This is a genomic window from Microbacterium sp. TPD7012, from assembly GCF_003075395.1.
Classification (GTDB): Bacteria; Actinomycetota; Actinomycetes; order Actinomycetales; family Microbacteriaceae; genus Microbacterium.
Genome location: NZ_QDFV01000008.1, coordinates 26,472 through 43,428 on the forward strand (window position 1 = coordinate 26,472; position 16,957 = coordinate 43,428).

The following is a 16,957-nucleotide window of genomic DNA, read 5'->3' on the forward strand; positions in this document are numbered from 1 at the left end:
CATCAGGAGAGGCCTCGTTTCGGCATCCGGTCGCGGGGTCCTGGGCGCTGCGCACCTCGCCGGTCGGCGCGGTTGGCGAACTCCGCTGCCTGCTCGCGTTCGAACCGCTGCGCGGTGCGCTTCTCGTCGTATTCGCTGTAGGCGTCGACGATGCGACCGACGAGAGAGTGACGCACGACGTCGGCGCTCGTGAGTCGGGAGAAGTGGATGTCCTCGATGCCGTCGAGCACGCGCGTGACGAGCCGGAGGCCCGAGGAGCCCTGCGGGAGGTCGACCTGGGTGATGTCGCCCGTGACGACCATCCGGGTGCCGAAGCCGAGACGGGTGAGGAACATCTTCATCTGCTCCGGCGTGGTGTTCTGCGCCTCGTCGAGCACCACGAACGAGTCGTTCAGGGTGCGACCGCGCATGTACGCCAGCGGGGCGACCTCGATCGTGCCCGTGGCCATGAGCCGCGGAACGATCTCGGGGTCCATCATCTCGTTGAGCGCGTCGTACAGCGGTCGCAGGTAGGGATCGATCTTGTCGGTGAGCGTGCCGGGGAGGAACCCGAGCCGCTCCCCCGCCTCGACGGCAGGCCGGGTCAGGATGATGCGGGTGACCTCCTTGCGCTGCAGCGCCTGGACGGCCTTCGCCATCGCGAGATAGGTCTTGCCCGTTCCGGCCGGACCGATGCCGAACACGATCGTGTTCTCCTCGATCGCGTCGACGTACTCCTTCTGCCCGAGCGTCTTCGGCCGGATGACCTTGCCGCGCGTCGTGAGGATCGCCTCGCCGAGCACCTCACTCGGACGCGGACCGCCCTCCTGGCGCAGCATCCGCGCCGAGTTCGAGACATCGCTCGGGGCGAGGTCGTGACCCGCCCTGGTCATCGCGAGCAGCTCGTCGACGAGGCTCTTGGCTCCGGCGACTGCCTCCCGCGAGCCGCTCAGGGTGATCTCGTTGCCGCGCACGAGGACCTGCACGTCGCGGTGCTCCTTCTCGAGCATGCGCAGCAGCCGGTCCTGCGGACCGAGCAGCTGCACCATCGCGACGCCGTCGGCGTAGATCTTCTCGACCGACTCCGGCGGCTGCGCGCCGAGGCTCCGCTCCTGGGGCTCGTGATTCTCAGGCACCGACACTCTTCTCCGTCAATCCGCCGGCCAGCACATGCGCGTGGACGTGGAACACCGTCTGTCCGGCGTTCGCGCCGGTGTTGAAGACGAGGCGGAAGTCGCCGTCGTCGGTGTGCGTCGCCGCGAGTTCCTTCGCGAAGGCGATCATCTCGGCGAGCAGAGACGGATCGCCGGCAGCGAGCTCGGCGACGTCACGGTACTCGGCCGACTTCGGCACAACGAGAAGATGCACCGGCGCCTGCGGCGCGATGTCGCGCAGCGCGAAGACGCGATCGGTCTCGCCGAGGATCTCCGCGGGGATCTCCCCGTTCAGAATGCGCGTGAAGATCGAGGGTTCCGTCATGGTGTCAAGTCTACTGACCGGCACGTACTCCGGCCCGTGGGTCCGTGATCACCAGCGCCCGAGCGCGACCGACAGCACCGCGACGGCGGCAGGGCCGGCGGTGGAGGTGCGCAGCACGGTCTCGCCGAGGAGCACGCGCTCCGCACCGGCATCCGTCAGCAGGGCGAGCTCCTCATCGGAGATGCCTCCCTCGGGGCCGACCACCAGCACCAGATCGCGGCCATCCGGCTCAATAGCCGAAAGCCGGACCGGGGCCGTCGGATCGAGCAGCAGCACGCGGTCGGTGCTCGCCCGCGCGGCGAGCTGCTTCGTGGTCGCCGGAGCCGTGACCTCGGGCACCCAGGCGCGATGCGCCTGCTTCGCCGCCTCTCGGACGATGGTCGACCAGCGCTCGCGCCCCTTCACGGCCTTCGGGCCTTCCCAGCGCGACACGCTGCGACCGGCCTGCCACGGCACGATCTCGTCGACGCCGAGTTCGCATGCGGCCTGCACGGCGAGCTCGTCTCGATCGCCCTTCGCCAGCGCCTGCACAAGGACCAGCCGCGGCGCGGGCGCCGGATGCTCGACACGCTCCTCGATGCGCACGTCGACGCGTGACGGCGCCACCTCTTCGGCGACGCCCGCGAGCCACACTCCGGCGCCGTCGCCGACCGTCACCGCCTCGCCGACGCGGAGTCGACGCACCACGGCCGCGTGCTTCGCCTCGGCACCGGTCAGCGACACGACGTCTCCGACACAGGCATCCGTCGACGACTCGACGAGGAAGTGCAGCGCCACGATCAGTGCCCGCGGAACCGGTCGCGGAGCTTGGAGAAGAGTCCCTGCTGGAACTGCGCCAGCTGCGGACCGGGAGCCTTCGCCTTCTTCGCGAAGTCCTCGATCAGCGCACGTTGGGCGGAATCGAGCTTCGTCGGCGTGACGACCTGCACGCCGACCCGCAGGTCACCGCGCTGCGAACCGCGCAGCGGAGTGATGCCGCGGCCCTTGATCGTCAGCACGTCGCCCGACTGCACGCCGGGACGGATCTCCAGATCGACCTCGCCGTCGAGTCCCTGGATCGAGGTCTCGGTGCCGAGGATCGCATCCGTCATCGACACCTCGAGGGTCGCGAGCAGATCGTCGCCCTCTCGACTGAAGGCCTGGTGCGCGTTCACGGTCACCTCGACATACAGGTCGCCGTTGGGGCCGCCCGCCTTGCCGACCTCGCCGGAGCCCGGGAGCTGCAGCCGGAGTCCGGTCTCGACGCCTGCCGGGATGTCGAGCGACACGGTGCGGCGCGAGCGCACGCGCCCCTGGCCGCCGCAGGTTCCGCACGGGAACGGGATCGTGGTGCCGTAGCCCTCGCAGGTGCCGCAGGGCTGGGAGGTCACGACGTTGCCGAGCAGGCTGCGCACCTGGCGCTGCACGTGTCCGGAACCACCGCAGATGTCGCACGTGACGGGCGAGGTGCCCTCCTGGCAGCACGAGCCCTGACAGGTCTCGCAGAGCACGGCCGTGTCGACCTCGATGTCGCGATGCGCGCCGAACACGACGTCGCCGAGGTCCAGCGTCACGCGCACGAGCGCGTCCTGGCCCCGCTCACGACGCGAGCGAGGGCGCCCGCCGCGGCCGCCGCCCTGAGCCGCGCCGAAGAACGTCTCGAAGATGTCTCCGAAGCCGCCGAAGCCCTGGAAGTTGCCCGCAGCCCCGTCTCCGCCGCCCATGTCGTAGCGCCGTCGCGAGTCGTCGTCGCTGAGCACGTCGTACGCGTGCGTCACGAGCTTGAACTTCTCGGCGGCCTCGTCGCCCGGGTTCACATCCGGGTGCAGCTGCCGTGCGAGGCGCCGATACGCCTTCTTGATCTCATCGGTGGAAGCGTCTCGGGACACCCCGAGAACCTCATAGTGGTCCGCCACAATCGCCTTTCTGCGTGTGTCTCTCGTGGCCGTCGCCTCAGCGACCGGCCTCGTCCTCGTCGAGCATCCGCGACAGGTAGCGGGCGACCGCCCGCGCCGCCGCGAGGTTGCTCGGATAGTCCATGCGCGTCGGCCCCATCACGCCGACCCGTGCCGTGCCGCTGGGGGCGGCGTAGTTGCTGGCGACGATGGATGCCTCGCCGAGACCGAACGGCTCGTTCTCGGTGCCGATGCTCGCGCCGAGCCCGTGCTCGTCGGTCACCATCTCGCCCATCAGCCGCAGCAGGGTGACCTGCTCCTCGATCGCCTCGAGGATCGGGTGGATGCTGCCGCGGAAGTCCTGCTCGCGCCGTGCGAGCGTCGCGGCTCCCGCCATGACCAGTCGCTCCTGGCGGAACTCGCCGAGCTCCTCGATGACGACGGCGGAGAGCGTGCGCAGCGCGATGTCCTTCGTCTGGTCGTCGGCGGCGACGAGGTTCTGCAGCCGCTCGGCGGCATCGCTCACCGCCTGCCCCGTGATCAGGGCCGAGAGTCGCGCGCGGAGGACCGCGGTGTCGGCCTCGTCGACGTCGACGGGGAGCGGAGTCAAACGCTGCGAGACGCCGCCCGCGTCGGTGACGAGGACGATCAGCACGCGGTTGGGAGCGAGCGCCACGAGCTCGAGGTGCGTGATGTGCGCACGGGCGAAGGACGGGTACTGCGCGAGCGCGACCTGACCGGTGAGCTGCGTGAGCACGCGGACGGTGCGGATCATCAGATCGTCGAGGTCGGTGGGAGCGGTCAGGAACGACTCGATGGCGGTGCGCTGGGCGACGCTGAGCGGCCGCAGCTGCGCCAGATGGTCGACGAAGACGCGATAGCCCTTGTCGGTGGGGACCCGGCCCGACGACGTGTGCGGAGCCGTGATCAGCTCCTCGTCCTCGAGCAGCGCCATGTCGTTGCGGATGGTCGCCGCCGAGACGCCGAACGAGTAGCGGTCCACGATGGAGCGGCTGCCGACGGGCTCGTGAGTCTCGACGTAGTCCTGCACGATCGCACGGAGAACCTGGAGTCCTCGCTCTGAGACCATCGCCTTCCCCTTCCGCTGACACTCGGACGCTCGCTGGCACTCTGATGCCCCGAGTGCCAATCCTACCCCGCGCAGCCGGGTATACCCCGAAAGGCGCCCTCTAGGATGGCGCTCATGACGACGACGCCGCCCACCGCGATACTCTCCGGCGGCATCGTCCGCGGAACTCTCGACGCCGGCGTCCGCCGCTTCCTCGGCATCCCCTACGCCGCCGCTCCCTTCGGGTCGAACCGGTTCCGCGCACCGCAGCCGGCAGCGGCGTGGGACGGCATCCGCGAGGCGGTGGACTTCGGTCCGACTCCCCCGCAGCTGCCGTACCCCGGTCCGATCGGCGAACTCCTCGGCAGCGTCCGCATCGACGGCGACGACATCCTCACCGCGAACGTCTGGGCACCGGAGGATGCCGCGGCTGCGCCCGTGCTGCTCTGGATCCACGGCGGCGCCCTCGAACGCGGCACGGCGGCCCTCGGACTCTACGACGGCACGCGCTTCGCACGCGCGGGGATCGTCTTCGTCTCGATCAACTACCGGCTGGGATCCGAGGGCTTCTCGGTGCTCGACGGCGCTCCCCGCAACCTCGGCCTGGAGGATGCGGCCGCTGCCCTCTCCTGGATCCACCGCGAGGTCGAGGCGTTCGGCGGCGACCCGACGCGGATCACGGTGATGGGCGAGTCGGCAGGCGGAGCGATCGTGGCCGGGCTCCTGGCGAAGGAGACATCCCGCGCGCTCATCGCGCGCGCGATCATCGAATCCGGACCGCTCGAGGCGCAGACGCCGCGGAAGGCCGGCCGGATCTCGGTGCAGCTCGCGAAGCGGCTCGGGGTCCGCCCCGATCGCGAGGCCTTCGCCGACATCTCCCCCGACAGCCTGCTCGAGGCCAGGCGGCAGCACGCCGCCGGTTCCTCCCCGCTGGGCGGCGCCCCCGGCTTCCAGTTCGCGATCGACGCGGAGACCCTCCCCCGCTCCCCGCACGAGGTCCTCCCCGAGATCGACACGCCACTGCTCATCGGCAGCAACACCGACGAGTACCGGCTGTGGTTCCCGCCGGCCGCGCTCGACGGCATCAGCGAGCTGAAGCTCCTCGCGGCCCGTCTCGCCCTGCGGATCCCGCGCGCTGCCGTGCGGGCGTATCGTGCGGAGTTCCCCGGTGCGTCGACCGGCGAGATCTTCGGACAGCTCGCCACCGACGTGCTGCTGCGGGCTCCGCTGACGCGCCTCGCACAGAAGCGGACGGCACCGACCTACGTGTACGAGTTCGCGTGGAACAGCCCGGTGCGAGACCTCCGCGCGGCGCATGCGCTCGAACTCGGATTCGTCTTCGATCGCCTCGACGATCCCGAGGCGCAGCGTCTCGCCGGGCCGGATGCGCCGCGAGAGCTCGCCGCGGAGATGCACGCGTCGTGGATCGCCTTCGTGAAGACCGGCGATCCCGGGTGGCCGGTGTTCGGCCCCGAGCGCCGGACGCGCGTGTTCGACACGATCAGCGCGACGGTGCCGCAGCGGCGAGCGGCCGGGTTGGACCTGCTGCCGGGCTGAGTCAGTCGGTCAGCTCGCGCACCACCGCGTCGGCGAGGAGCCGACCTCGGAGCGTCAACTGGACGCGCCCCTTCACGGCGGCGACCGGATCGACCAGCCCGTCGGCGATGAGCCCGGCGACTCGCGTGCGGTTCGCCGGCGGCACCTCGTCGATCGCGATCCCCTCGCGGATGCGGCTGAGCAGCAGGATCCGCTCCAGCAGGCGGGACTCGTCATCAGGTCGCTCCGTGCCGGCGGCGGGAGATTCGGATGCGGCGAGGCGCTGGGCGTACGCGGCGGGGTGCTTCACATTCCACCAGCGCAGCCCCGCGACATGGCTGTGTGCACCGGGTCCGAACCCCCACCAGTCGCTTCCGCGCCAGTAGGCGAGGTTGTGCCGTGAGCGGTTCTCCTCAGTGGTGCGACCGTGGGCGGCACGCGCCCAGTTGCTCACCTCGTACCAGTCGAAGCCGGCCGCGGCGAGGCGGGCATCGGCGAGCTCGTACATGTCGGCCTGCAGGTCGTCGTCGGGCGTCGGGACCTCTCCGCGTCGGATCTGCCTCGCGAGCTTCGTCCCGTCCTCGATGATCAGGGCGTAGGCCGAGATGTGGTCCGAATCGAGTTCGAGCGCAGCATCGAGCGATGCCTCCCAGTCGCCGAGCGACTCGCCGGGCGCGCCGTAGATCAGGTCGACGCTGACCGCGAGGCCCGCATCCTTGGCCGCGGCGACCGCGGTCCGCACGTTCTCCGGGCGATGCGTGCGATCGAGCGCGGCGAGCACGTGCGGGACCGCGGACTGCATGCCGATCGAGAGCCGCGTGACTCCGGCGTCCGCGAGCGTGCGCGCGACGCCGGGGGTCACCGTGTCGGGGTTGGCCTCGACCGTGACTTCGGCGTCGTCGACCAGGCCGAACGCGGATGCCGCGGCGTCCAGCATCCGCGCCAAATCACCCGCCGGGAGCAGCGTCGGCGTGCCGCCGCCGAAGAACACGGTGTCCATCGGCCGCAGGGCACCGGCGTCACCGAGCACACGGTGTGCGAGATCGATCTCTCCGATCAGCGTGGAGGCGTAGTCCTCCTGCTTGGCGCCCCGCAGCTCGCTCGACGTGTAGGTGTTGAAGTCGCAGTACCCGCAGCGCACGCGGCAGAAGGGCACGTGAAGGTAGGCGGAGAACGGCACGCTCGGATCGACCGGAAGATCGTCGGGCAGCCTGCCGTCCGAGGGCGCCGGATCGCCGAGCGGGAGCGGTCCCGCCATCAGTGCTGTCTCGACATCAGACGGGCGTCGCGTAGAGCGGGGAGATCGCGCGGAGGTAGCGGGCGAACAGTTCGCGTCGACGGCGCTTCACCAGTGCGGGCACCGTGCGGTAGAGGAGGGAATTCGGCGCGTCGAACGCGCGCACGGTGAACCACACCTCGTCGTTGTCCTCGCGCCACTCGACGTCGAACGACTCCTCGCCGCTGACGACCGAGCCGCCGACGGTGCCGAGCACGAATCCGATGCGCCGGGTCTCCTCCGTGACCGAGATCACGCGGAGCTCGGAGTCGGCGCGCATGCCGCCGATGCGCCCCTTGAGGTGCAGCGTCATGCCTGCCCCGACGAACGGCGTGCCCTCGGCGTCGTAGCGCGGCTCGACGTCGTGCTTGCTGGGAGCGATCGGGTTGCCCTCGGCATCGAAGCTCACGCCCGCGTAGGCCGGTCCCGGGGCGGGGCGGAGATCGTCGACCGAGAGGCCGGCCGCGCGCTGCGCCGTCCACGAGAGGAGCGCTTCGCCGGCGATCTGGAACCGCTCGGCGCCGCTTCCGATGCGCCACGACTCCTCGGCAGGGATGCTGCGTTCCGGTGGGTACTGCATCAGATCGGGCGCGTGGGTCGCACCCACGGCCGCATAGTCCACCGTGTCGTCTCGGAAAGTCCCGCGCCGCATGAGTTCCAGCCTACTTCGGGTTCCCTGAGGGTTCACCCCCACGCGCCGCGCGAGGTCACATCCCGGGATCCTGAGCTGTCGTAGGGCCCAACCCTGGGTCCCTGATCCTGTCGAAGGGCCCACCCCTGGGTCCCTGAGCCTGTCGAAGGGCCCACCCCCTGGGTCCCTGATCCTGTCGAAGGGCCCACCCCTGGGTCCCTGAGCCTGTCGAAGGGCCCACCCCCTGGGTCCCTGAGCCTGTCGAAGGGCCCACCCCCTGGGTCCCTGAGCCTGTCGAAGGGCTCGCGAGTTATCCACAGCCGTAACGATCTCGTCCCCGGAATAGCGGCACCATTGGCCATGGCATGGACGTATATCCTCCGGTGCGATGACGGCAGCTTCTACACCGGAAGCACGAACGGCGATCTGGAATCACGAGTCTGGGAGCACAACAACGATGAGGACTATGCCGCACGCTTCACCCGGAAGCGTCGCCCCGTGGTGCTCGTCTACGCAGAGCAGTTCGACACCGTCGATGCAGCCTTCCGGCGGGAGAAGCAGATCCAAGGTTGGAGTCGTGCGAAGAAGATCGCTCTGATCGAGCTGAGGGGGCAGGACCTCCCGGCGCTCTCCAGGTCGCGAGGGGGCGACGCTTCGACAAGCTCAGCGACCCAGCACCAGAACCAGCCAGCCCCCGACGCTTCGACAAGCTCAGCGACCCAGCACCAGGCGAACCAGTCAGCCGGCGACGCCTCGACGAGCTCAGCGACCCAGGAGGCGAACCTCCGTGGATGAGCTCAGCCTCGCGTGGGGCCCTGAGCCTGTCGAAGGGAGTGAGTCGCGGCGTCCTGCACGATGCGGACGTAGCGCGCGTGCGTACGGCGCTGAAGGAAGCGGAGCGCCGGAGACATCAGCAGCCAGAAGAAGGACGACGGGCGCGAGATCGACCGCGCGGTGAACACTCCCCGCTCGTCGATCCGGAAAGACTCCTCGCCGTAGATCGGATGCCCCGGCCTCGTCTCGTAGCCGAACCCGCGTTCGTCCGCCCACACGACTCTGATCGGCTCGACGAAGCGGATGCCGAGGACGCGCTTCGCGAGCACGCCCTCCGCGTCGGCGGCGGGGCTACCCGCGGGAACCTCGAAGCCGGCGCGCCGCTTGAACTCCCACGAGCGGACGAGCGCGGCGACCGCGACGACCGACTCCGGCGGCACGACCGTGGAGTGCTCGGCACCGCGCATCCCCTCCGGCACGTTCTCGAGCAGTCGGCGGGTGAGACCGCGCTCGTATGCCGGGAGGCGCATCCCTACTTCTTGTCCTTGCCCTCGACGTCTCCGGACAGCGCGGCGATGAACGCCTCCTGGGGGACCTCGACGCGGCCGACCATCTTCATGCGCTTCTTTCCCTCCTTCTGCTTCTCGAGGAGCTTGCGCTTGCGGGTGATGTCACCGCCGTAGCACTTCGCGAGCACGTCCTTGCGGATCGCGCGGATCGTCTCGCGGGCGATGATCCTCGCGCCGATCGCGGCCTGGATCGGCACCTCGAACTGCTGGCGCGGGATCAGCTTGCGCAGACGCTCAGCCATCATGGTCCCGTAGGCATAGGCCTTGTCGCGGTGCACGATCGAGCTGAACGCGTCGACCTTCTCGCCCTGGAGGAGGATGTCGACCTTGACGAGGTCTGCCTCCTGCTGGCCCGACGGTTCGTAGTCGAGGGAGGCGTAGCCCTGCGTCTTGGACTTCAGCTGATCGAAGAAGTCGAAGACGATCTCGCCGAGCGGCATGTTGTAGCGCAGCTCGACGCGCTCCTCGGAGAAGTACTCCATGCCGAGCAGAGAGCCGCGACGCCCCTGGCAGAGCTCCATGACAGTGCCGACGTAGTCCTTCGGCAGCAGGATCGCCGCCTTCACCATGGGCTCGGAGACCGAGCCGATCCGTCCGTCGGGGTACTCGCTCGGGTTGGTGACCGTGACGGTCTCCCCCGTGTCGGAGGTGAGCACCTCGTAGATCACGCTGGGTGCGGTGGTGATGAGATCGAGCCCGAACTCGCGCTCGAGACGCTCGGTGATGATCTCGAGATGGAGCAGCCCGAGGAAGCCGCAGCGGAAGCCGAAGCCGAGAGCGACCGAGGTCTCCGGCTCGTACGCGAGCGACGCGTCGGACAGCTTGAGCTTGTCGAGCGCCTCGCGCAGGTCGGCGTAGTCGCTGCCGTCGATCGGGTAGATGCCCGAGAACACCATGGGCTTCGGGTCGGTGTACCCCGGAAGGGCCTGCGTCGAAGGCTTCCGCGCCGTGGTGACCGTGTCGCCGACCTTCGACAGACGCACGTCCTTCACGCCGGTGATGAGGTAGCCAACCTCGCCGACGCCCAGACCCTTCGAGGGGACGGGTTCGGGACTGGAGACCCCGACCTCGAGCGCCTCGTGGTTCGCGCCGGTGGACATCATCTGGATGCGCTCGCGCGGAGCGAGGCTGCCGTCGACCATGCGGACATAGGTGACCACGCCGCGGTAGGCGTCGTAGACGGAGTCGAAGATCATCGCGCGGGCAGGAGCATCCGCATCGCCGGTGGGCGCGGGGATCTCCTTGACGAGCCGGTCGAGCAGCTCCTCCACACCCACGCCGGTCTTGCCGGAGACGCGAAGGACGTCTTCCGGCCTGCCGCCGATGAGGGATGCGAGCTCCTTCGCGTACTTCTCGGGGTCGGCCGCGGGGAGGTCGATCTTGTTGAGCACCGGGATGATGTGCAGATCGTTCTCGAGAGCGAGGTAGAGGTTCGCGAGCGTCTGCGCCTCGATGCCCTGCGCCGCATCGACGAGCAGGATGGCGCCCTCGCACGCGGCGAGCGAGCGGGACACCTCGTAGGTGAAGTCGACGTGACCGGGGGTGTCGATCATGTTCAGGGCGAAGGTCTCGCCCTCGATCTGCCACGGCATCCGCACCGCCTGGCTCTTGATCGTGATGCCGCGCTCGCGCTCGATGTCCATGCGGTCCAGGTACTGGGCCCGCATGTCGCGGTCGGACACCACCCCGGTGATCTGGAGCATGCGGTCAGCGAGGGTCGACTTGCCGTGATCGATGTGGGCGATGATGCAGAAATTGCGGATCTGCGCAGGCGGCGTCGCGGCAGGCTGAAGAGGTGTGAGGGCGCGTGGTGACATGTCCCGTCGATTCTACGGTCAGGGCAGGCTAATGCTCGATTCGCCCGATGCGGTGATATTCTGCCCAGGTTGCCCGGGAGCAATCCGTGACACCGGATCCCGAGAGCGATAGGACTCCGTCACAGACCTCGTGCAGGGCGTCGCGTCGCGCAAAGAGGTGGATGGTGATTGAATGTCTACCCGGCTCAGCGTTGCGTCGGCGATCCCGCGCATCTCTGTAAAAGAGAAAGAATCATCACCTTGATCAAGTATCTCGTGCGCCGTGCACTCGGCTGGCTGCTCATGATCGTGGTCGCGACGAACATCACGTACTTCCTGGCGTGGGGCTTCCTCGATCCGCGCAGCAACTACGTGGGCCGACGTCCGCCGCTGACCGAAGAGCAGATCGTCCACACGCTCGCGCCGCGCAACCTCAGCGACACCGTCCCGCTCATCGAGCGGTGGTGGACCTGGCTCACCGGCATCCTCCTCCGCTGGGACTGGGGCGTCAGCCCCACGGGCGGCTCGGTCAACGAGCAGGTCGCGTACCGGATGTGGGTCAGCGCCGAGCTCGTCCTGGGTGCGACCATCCTCACGACCGTCCTCGGGATCGCGCTGGGCGTCTACACCGCCTCGCGCCAGTACAAGCTCGCCGACCGGATCGGCCAGGCGACCAGCATCATCACGATGAACATCCCGATCGTCGTCGCAGCCTTCGCGATCGTGCTCCTCGCGATCGGCCTGAACAACGCCACCGGCATCCGCATCTTCTACGTGACGGGCAACGCGAGCCGAGGAGTCGAAGGGTTCTTCCCGGTCCTCATAGACGTCCTTCAACATCTGACGCTGCCGACGATAGCGCTCGTGCTCGTCGGCTACGCCGGCATCCACTTCCTGCAGCGCTCGCTCCTGCTCGACAACATCGGCGCCGACTACGTGCGCACGGCACGGGCCAAGGGCCTGACGAAGCAGCAGGCCATCCGCAAGCACGCCCTGCGCACCTCGCTGATCCCCGTCGCGACACAGGTCGCCTTCACCATTCCCGCGATCTTCACCGGCGCGGTCCTCACCGAGACGATCTTCGCCTGGAACGGCATGGGCAAGTACTTCATCGAGACCATCACCAAGAACGACGTCCACGGCACGGTCGCGGTCGCAGCCTTCGGCGCCGTCCTCACCGCGATCGGCGCGATCCTCGCCGATGTCGCCGTCGTGGTGCTCGATCCTCGAGTGAGAGTGAGCTGACATGACCTCGGAAATGATCGACCCCACCGTCGAAGCAGCGCCGAGCCCCGCCGGCCCCGAGACGACGCGCGTCGCGACTCGGCGCCTGTCGAAGTGGACGCTGTACTCGCGGCGCTACGCCCGCAACAAGGGCGCCGTCGCCGGCCTCGTCATCTTCGCCCTGCTCGTGCTCTTCGCGATCTTCGGACCGCTCATCGCGCGCTACGACCATGTCGAGCTCGACTTCCTCGCCCTGAGCACCGGCCCCACGGCCGAGCACTGGTTCGGCACCAACAACGCCGGCAACGACCTCTTCGCCCAGGTGGCCGTCGGGCTGCAGCGCTCGCTGATGATCGCGGTGACCGTATCGGTCGGCGTGACCATCGTCTCGGCGCTCGTCGGCACCGCTGCCGCCTACTTCGGCGGCTGGACCGAGCGGATCGCCCTGCTCGTCATCCACTTCATGATGGTGATCCCCTCGTTCCTCATCCTGGCGATGATCTCCAACAAGTCCGGTGGCGACTGGCGCGTCATCGCGCTCATCATGATCTTCGTGATCGGCTGGTACTTCCCCGCCCGCGTGATCTGGACTCTCGCGCTGTCACTGCGCGAGCGCGAGTACGTGAGCGCCGCCCGGTACATGGGCGTGCGCGGTTTCCGCATCGTCCTGCGCCACCTGCTGCCGAACATCGGATCGCTCCTCGTGATCAACTTCACCCTGGGCGTCGTCAACGCGGTCGTGGCCGAGACCGGTCTGTCGTTCCTCGGGTTCGGCGTCAAGATCCCCGATGTCTCCCTCGGCGCGCTGATCGGCGCGGGGTCGAGCTCGTTGATCACGTCGCCCTGGCTGTTCTACTTCCCCGCGGCCGCGCTCACCCTTCTCACGGTGTCGATGGCGCTCGTCGCCGACGGCCTGCGCGATGCCCTCGATCCCACCTCTGCGGCTGGAGGCCGAGCATGAGCAACGTACTCTCCGTCCGCGATCTCACCGTCAGCTTCGCCTCCGAGGCGGGACGCGTCGAGGCCGTCCGCGGTGTCTCGTTCGATCTCGAGGCCGGCAGGACTCTCGGGATCGTCGGCGAGTCCGGGTCGGGCAAGTCCGTCACCTCGCTCGCGATCATGGGGCTCCTCGACGAGAACGCCAAGGTCACCGGGTCGATCATGTACGAGGGCAAGGAGCTCCTCGGCATGACCGACAAGCAGCTCTCCGTGATCCGCGGCAACGGCATGTCGATGGTCTTCCAGGACCCGCTGACGTCTCTCACCCCCGTGTTCACGGTGGGCGACCAGCTCATCGAAGCGCTGACCGTGCATCGGAGCCTGTCGAAGAAGGATGCCTGGAACCGCTCGGTCGAGCTGCTCAAGCTCGTGGGCATCACCGAGCCGGAGCGACGGATGAAGTCGTTCCCGCACGAGTTCTCCGGCGGCATGCGCCAGCGCGTCGTGATCGCCATCGCCATGGCGAACAACCCGAAGCTCATCATCTGCGACGAGCCGACCACGGCACTCGACGTGACGATCCAGGCGCAGATCCTCGATCTGATCGAGAAGGCGCAGCAGGAGACCGGCGCCGCTGTCATCATGATCACCCACGACATGGGCGTCGTCGCCCGCACGGCCGACGACGTGATGGTGATGTACGCGGGGAAGCCTGTCGAGCAGGCGCCCGTGCACGAGCTGTTCCACAAGACCCGGATGCCGTACTCGATCGGCCTGCTCGGCGCGATCCCGCGCGTCGACAAGGCGGAGAAGGAACCTCTCACCCCGATCAAGGGCAACCCGCCGCTGCTGATCAACCTGCCGGACGCCTGCCCGTTCGCCGACCGCTGCCCCATCGTGATGGACGCGTGCCGCACCAGGGAGCCCGAGCTCCTTCCGGTCGCGACCGGCTCCGGCGACCAGCACCGCGCCGCGTGCATCCGCGCCCACGAGATCGAGGACGGCGGCCTCCTCGGCGGCATCCCCGTGTACCCCGTGCGCGAGGTTCCGGAGAGCCCGCTGGCGAAGCTCCCGCGCGAGGAGCGTCCGATCACCCTCGAGGTCAAGAACCTCACCAAGACGTTCCCCCTTCTCAAGGGCGCGTTCCTGAAGCGCAAGGTCGGCGAGGTGCACGCCATCAAGGGCGTCAGCTTCGACGTGCGCGAGGGCGAGACGATGGCCATCGTCGGCGAATCCGGCAGCGGCAAGACCACGACCCTCCTGCAGATCATGGACATGGTCAAGCAGACCGACGGCGACATCGTCATCGCCGGGACCAGCGTCAACGACATCCACAGCCACAAGGTCGAGCGTCAGCTGCGCCGCGACATCCAGATCGTGTTCCAGGACCCGATGGGCGCGCTGGATCCTCGGATGACGGTCGCCGACATCATCTCGGAGCCGCTCTTCGCGATCGGCACCCCCAAGGAGGAGGCGCACCGCCGGGTCGACGAGCTGATGGACCTCGTCGGCCTCAACCCCGCGCACAGCGACCGCTTCCCGCAGGCGTTCTCCGGTGGACAGCGGCAGCGCATCGGCATCGCCCGTGCTCTGTCGACCAACCCCAAGATCGTCGTGCTGGATGAACCGGTCTCGGCGCTCGACGTCTCGATCCAGGCGGGCGTGATCAACCTCCTCGACGAGCTCAAGGCGAAGCTGGGGCTCTCGTACCTCTTCGTCGCGCATGACCTCTCGGTGGTGCGCCACATCGCCGACCGCGTGGCCGTGATGTACCTCGGCGACTTCGTCGAGCACGGCGACGTGGACGAGGTCTTCGAGAACCCGCAGCATCCTTACACGAAGGCGCTGCTCTCGGCGATCCCGGTCCCCGACCCCGACATCGAGCGCACACGCCAGCGTGTCGTGTTCGATGCCGAGACGATGACGACCCGCCCCGTTCTCGCCTGAACGAGCCTGGGACCGGATGCCGGAGAGCATGGGTCACCGTCCGATAACGGTTAGGCGGTATTCACTGTCGCCCGCTGTGGTTCGGAAGCCGTCGAACTATTCTTCCCTTTATGAATCGCCGAAAGGCGGAAGGAGCACCATGAAGAACAAGAAGTTGTTGGGGGCCATCGCGATCAGCGGCGCCCTCGCACTCGCCCTCGCGGGTTGCGCGAGCGGCTCCGGTAACACCGGCGGCGGGGACAACGGCGGCGGCGAGACCGTCGAGACCAAGGCAGCGGACTACAACCCGCAGCCCCGCGAGAACCTGAAGGAGGGCGGCGAGGTCAACTTCGAGATCAACGAGGTTCCCGAGCAGCTGAACGCCTTCAACAGCGACGCCAGCGCCGACACCGCTCGCCTCTGGTACTACTACATGCCGCAGCTCCTCCTGGTCTCGCCGGAGGGCGAGGTCACGAAGAACGACGCGTACCTCGATGCTTACGAGATCGGCGAGGACGGCGGCAACACCACGCTGACCTTCACGTTCACGGACGAGGCCCACTTCAACGACGGCACCGACATGGACTGGACCGCCATCGACGCGACGTGGAAGGCGAACCGCTCGTACGACGAGGGCTTCAACCCGAACGCGACCGACGGCTACAAGCAGATCACCTCGGTCGAGCAGGGCGACTCGGCGAAGACCGCCGTGGTCACCTTCGACGGCATCTACGCCTGGCCCTCCATGGCGTTCCTCACGGGTGGCGTCCTGAACCCGAAGCACGCCGACGTCGAGACGTTCAACAACGCCTACATCGGCAACCTCAACGCCGAGTGGGGTGCAGGTCCCTACACCGTCGACGAGTTCGACGCGAACGCGGGCTTCGTCTCGTTCAAGCCGAACCCCGAGTGGTGGGGCAACGCTCCGCTCCTCGACAAGGTAACGTTCACGGCTCTGGAAGACGACGCCGCGATCAACGCCTTCAAGAACGGTGAGATCGACCAGGTCGAGGCCGGCAGCCAGGAGCGTCTGGCCCAGGTCGAGGACGTCGACGGCGCTGTCGTCCGTCGCGCTCAGCAGACTGCCAAGACGGTTCTCATGGTCGACGGCGACAAGCCGCAGTTCGCAGACCTCGAGGTCCGCAAGGCGTTCTTCATGGGCATCAACATCGATCAGCAGAAGCAGATCGCCTGGAACGGCCTCGGCTACGAAGAGGGCCCCGCAGGCTCGCTCAACATGTACTCCTTCCAGGACGGATGGAGCGACGCGTTCGGCGAGGCCGGTCTGAAGTACGACGTCGACGGTGCCAAGAAGCTCCTCGACGACGCAGGCTGGGTCGAGGGCGAAGACGGCATCCGCGAGAAGGACGGCGTCAAGTTCACGGTCATCTACCCGATCTTCAGCAACAGCCCCGTTCAGGAGGCGCTCGCGAAGTCGCTGCAGGCTCAGCAGAAGGAGATCGGCATCGACGTGCAGATCGAGGTCCGCGCGTCGGCTGACTTCTCCGACGACTTCACGTCGAAGAACTGGGACATCTTCGGTCTCCGCTTCACCGACTCCGACCCGTTCGGACCGGCCTGGATGTGCCAGATCTACTGCTCCGACAGCGGCCTGAACCTCTCCGGTACGGGCACCGCCGACATCGACAAGCAGATCGCTGACGAGGTCGAGTCGCAGAAGGACGCCGAGAGCTGGACCGCGGCCGCGATGAAGCTCGAGCCGAAGATCATCGAGGAGACCTGGGGCGTCATCCCGCTCTACAACGGTCCGTCGGTGTACGTGGCGCAGAAGGGGCTGGCGAACCTGACCCCGGAGCCCTACGTGGGTCTCGACCTCTTCGGAGTCACCCCGGTCGAGAACCTCGGCTGGGAGAAGTGATCCTCC

At 68.1% G+C, this 16,957-nt stretch carries 15 protein-coding genes; 6 read left to right on the plus strand and 9 right to left on the minus strand.

What is annotated here, in order from left to right:
* Positions 1 to 2: 2 nt before the first annotated feature.
* The 5 genes from DC434_RS17815 to hrcA form a co-directional block, all read right to left on the minus strand.
* A complete protein-coding gene (locus DC434_RS17815) occupies positions 3 to 1,028 on the minus strand; it encodes a PhoH family protein (protein ID WP_243409007.1) in 1,026 nt (341 codons plus the stop codon).
* 79 nt (positions 1,029 to 1,107) lie between these two features.
* Positions 1,108 to 1,458 carry an HIT domain-containing protein gene (locus DC434_RS17820; RefSeq protein ID WP_116636661.1) on the minus strand — a complete coding sequence of 117 codons (351 nt, stop codon included), beginning with the start codon at positions 1,456 to 1,458 and terminating at the stop codon, positions 1,108 to 1,110.
* 48 nt (positions 1,459 to 1,506) lie between these two features.
* Complete coding sequence (locus DC434_RS17825; protein ID WP_116636662.1) at positions 1,507 to 2,235, minus strand: 16S rRNA (uracil(1498)-N(3))-methyltransferase; 729 nt, start codon at positions 2,233 to 2,235, stop codon at positions 1,507 to 1,509.
* Between the two features lie 2 nt (positions 2,236 to 2,237).
* A complete protein-coding gene (dnaJ, locus tag DC434_RS17830) occupies positions 2,238 to 3,353 on the minus strand; it encodes a molecular chaperone DnaJ (protein ID WP_116636663.1) in 1,116 nt (371 codons plus the stop codon).
* A gap of 37 nt (positions 3,354 to 3,390) precedes the next feature.
* Positions 3,391 to 4,422: a heat-inducible transcriptional repressor HrcA gene (gene hrcA, locus DC434_RS17835; protein ID WP_116636664.1), complete on the minus strand. Its 1,032-nt coding sequence runs from the start codon at positions 4,420 to 4,422 to the stop codon at positions 3,391 to 3,393.
* Positions 4,423 to 4,536: 114 nt separating this feature from the next.
* Between hrcA and DC434_RS17840 the strand changes: the two genes are divergently transcribed.
* Entirely contained in the window at positions 4,537 to 5,958 is a 1,422-nt protein-coding gene (locus DC434_RS17840; RefSeq protein WP_243409002.1) for a carboxylesterase family protein, read from the plus strand.
* A 1-nt stretch (position 5,959) separates the two neighbouring features.
* On the opposite strand, the gene hemW is transcribed toward DC434_RS17840, so the two are convergent.
* Positions 5,960 to 7,195: a radical SAM family heme chaperone HemW gene (gene hemW / locus DC434_RS17845; RefSeq protein ID WP_116636666.1), complete on the minus strand. Its 1,236-nt coding sequence runs from the start codon at positions 7,193 to 7,195 to the stop codon at positions 5,960 to 5,962.
* A 16-nt stretch (positions 7,196 to 7,211) separates the two neighbouring features.
* Positions 7,212 to 7,865, minus strand: coding sequence for a DUF1990 family protein (locus DC434_RS17850; protein ID WP_116636667.1), 654 nt, complete (start codon positions 7,863 to 7,865; stop codon positions 7,212 to 7,214).
* Between the two features lie 339 nt (positions 7,866 to 8,204).
* Between DC434_RS17850 and DC434_RS17855 the strand changes: the two genes are divergently transcribed.
* Positions 8,205 to 8,639 carry a GIY-YIG nuclease family protein gene (locus DC434_RS17855; protein WP_116636668.1) on the plus strand — a complete coding sequence of 145 codons (435 nt, stop codon included), beginning with the start codon at positions 8,205 to 8,207 and terminating at the stop codon, positions 8,637 to 8,639.
* Positions 8,640 to 8,641: 2 nt separating this feature from the next.
* On the opposite strand, the gene DC434_RS17860 is transcribed toward DC434_RS17855, so the two are convergent.
* Both DC434_RS17860 and lepA read right to left on the minus strand, forming a co-directional pair.
* Positions 8,642 to 9,148, minus strand: coding sequence for a DUF1990 family protein (locus DC434_RS17860; RefSeq protein WP_116636669.1), 507 nt, complete (start codon positions 9,146 to 9,148; stop codon positions 8,642 to 8,644).
* 2 nt (positions 9,149 to 9,150) lie between these two features.
* Complete coding sequence (gene lepA / locus DC434_RS17865; protein WP_116636670.1) at positions 9,151 to 11,004, minus strand: translation elongation factor 4; 1,854 nt, start codon at positions 11,002 to 11,004, stop codon at positions 9,151 to 9,153.
* A 240-nt stretch (positions 11,005 to 11,244) separates the two neighbouring features.
* Between lepA and DC434_RS17870 the strand changes: the two genes are divergently transcribed.
* The 4 genes from DC434_RS17870 to DC434_RS17885 all read left to right on the plus strand — a co-directional run bounded on the left by DC434_RS17870 (position 11,245) and on the right by DC434_RS17885 (position 16,951).
* Positions 11,245 to 12,228: an ABC transporter permease gene (locus tag DC434_RS17870; RefSeq protein ID WP_116636671.1), complete on the plus strand. Its 984-nt coding sequence runs from the start codon at positions 11,245 to 11,247 to the stop codon at positions 12,226 to 12,228.
* A 1-nt stretch (position 12,229) separates the two neighbouring features.
* A complete protein-coding gene (locus DC434_RS17875; RefSeq protein ID WP_243409003.1) occupies positions 12,230 to 13,168 on the plus strand; it encodes an ABC transporter permease in 939 nt (312 codons plus the stop codon).
* A complete protein-coding gene (locus DC434_RS17880; protein WP_116636673.1) occupies positions 13,165 to 15,093 on the plus strand; it encodes an ABC transporter ATP-binding protein in 1,929 nt (642 codons plus the stop codon). The genes DC434_RS17875 and DC434_RS17880 overlap by 4 nt, the downstream gene beginning before the upstream one ends.
* A gap of 139 nt (positions 15,094 to 15,232) precedes the next feature.
* Entirely contained in the window at positions 15,233 to 16,951 is a 1,719-nt protein-coding gene (locus tag DC434_RS17885; protein WP_116636674.1) for an ABC transporter family substrate-binding protein, read from the plus strand.
* Positions 16,952 to 16,957 lie beyond the last annotated feature (6 nt).

Excerpts from the sequence above, each read along its gene's own strand:
- DC434_RS17815 (WP_243409007.1), bottom strand. The coding sequence starts at position 1,028 with ATGGTGCAGCTGCTCGGTCCGCAGGACCGGCTGCTGCGCATGCTCGAG.
- DC434_RS17820 (WP_116636661.1), bottom strand. The coding sequence starts at position 1,458 with ATGACGGAACCCTCGATCTTCACGCGCATTCTGAACGGGGAGATCCCC.
- hrcA (WP_116636664.1), bottom strand. The coding sequence starts at position 4,422 with ATGGTCTCAGAGCGAGGACTCCAGGTTCTCCGTGCGATCGTGCAGGAC.
- DC434_RS17840 (WP_243409002.1), top strand. The coding sequence starts at position 4,537 with ATGACGACGACGCCGCCCACCGCGATACTCTCCGGCGGCATCGTCCGC.
- hemW (WP_116636666.1), bottom strand. The coding sequence starts at position 7,195 with ATGGCGGGACCGCTCCCGCTCGGCGATCCGGCGCCCTCGGACGGCAGG.
- DC434_RS17850 (WP_116636667.1), bottom strand. The coding sequence starts at position 7,865 with ATGCGGCGCGGGACTTTCCGAGACGACACGGTGGACTATGCGGCCGTG.
- DC434_RS17855 (WP_116636668.1), top strand. The coding sequence starts at position 8,205 with ATGGCATGGACGTATATCCTCCGGTGCGATGACGGCAGCTTCTACACC.
- DC434_RS17860 (WP_116636669.1), bottom strand. The coding sequence starts at position 9,148 with ATGCGCCTCCCGGCATACGAGCGCGGTCTCACCCGCCGACTGCTCGAG.
- lepA (WP_116636670.1), bottom strand. The coding sequence starts at position 11,004 with ATGTCACCACGCGCCCTCACACCTCTTCAGCCTGCCGCGACGCCGCCT.
- DC434_RS17875 (WP_243409003.1), top strand. The coding sequence starts at position 12,230 with ATGACCTCGGAAATGATCGACCCCACCGTCGAAGCAGCGCCGAGCCCC.
- DC434_RS17880 (WP_116636673.1), top strand. The coding sequence starts at position 13,165 with ATGAGCAACGTACTCTCCGTCCGCGATCTCACCGTCAGCTTCGCCTCC.
- DC434_RS17885 (WP_116636674.1), top strand. The coding sequence starts at position 15,233 with ATGAAGAACAAGAAGTTGTTGGGGGCCATCGCGATCAGCGGCGCCCTC.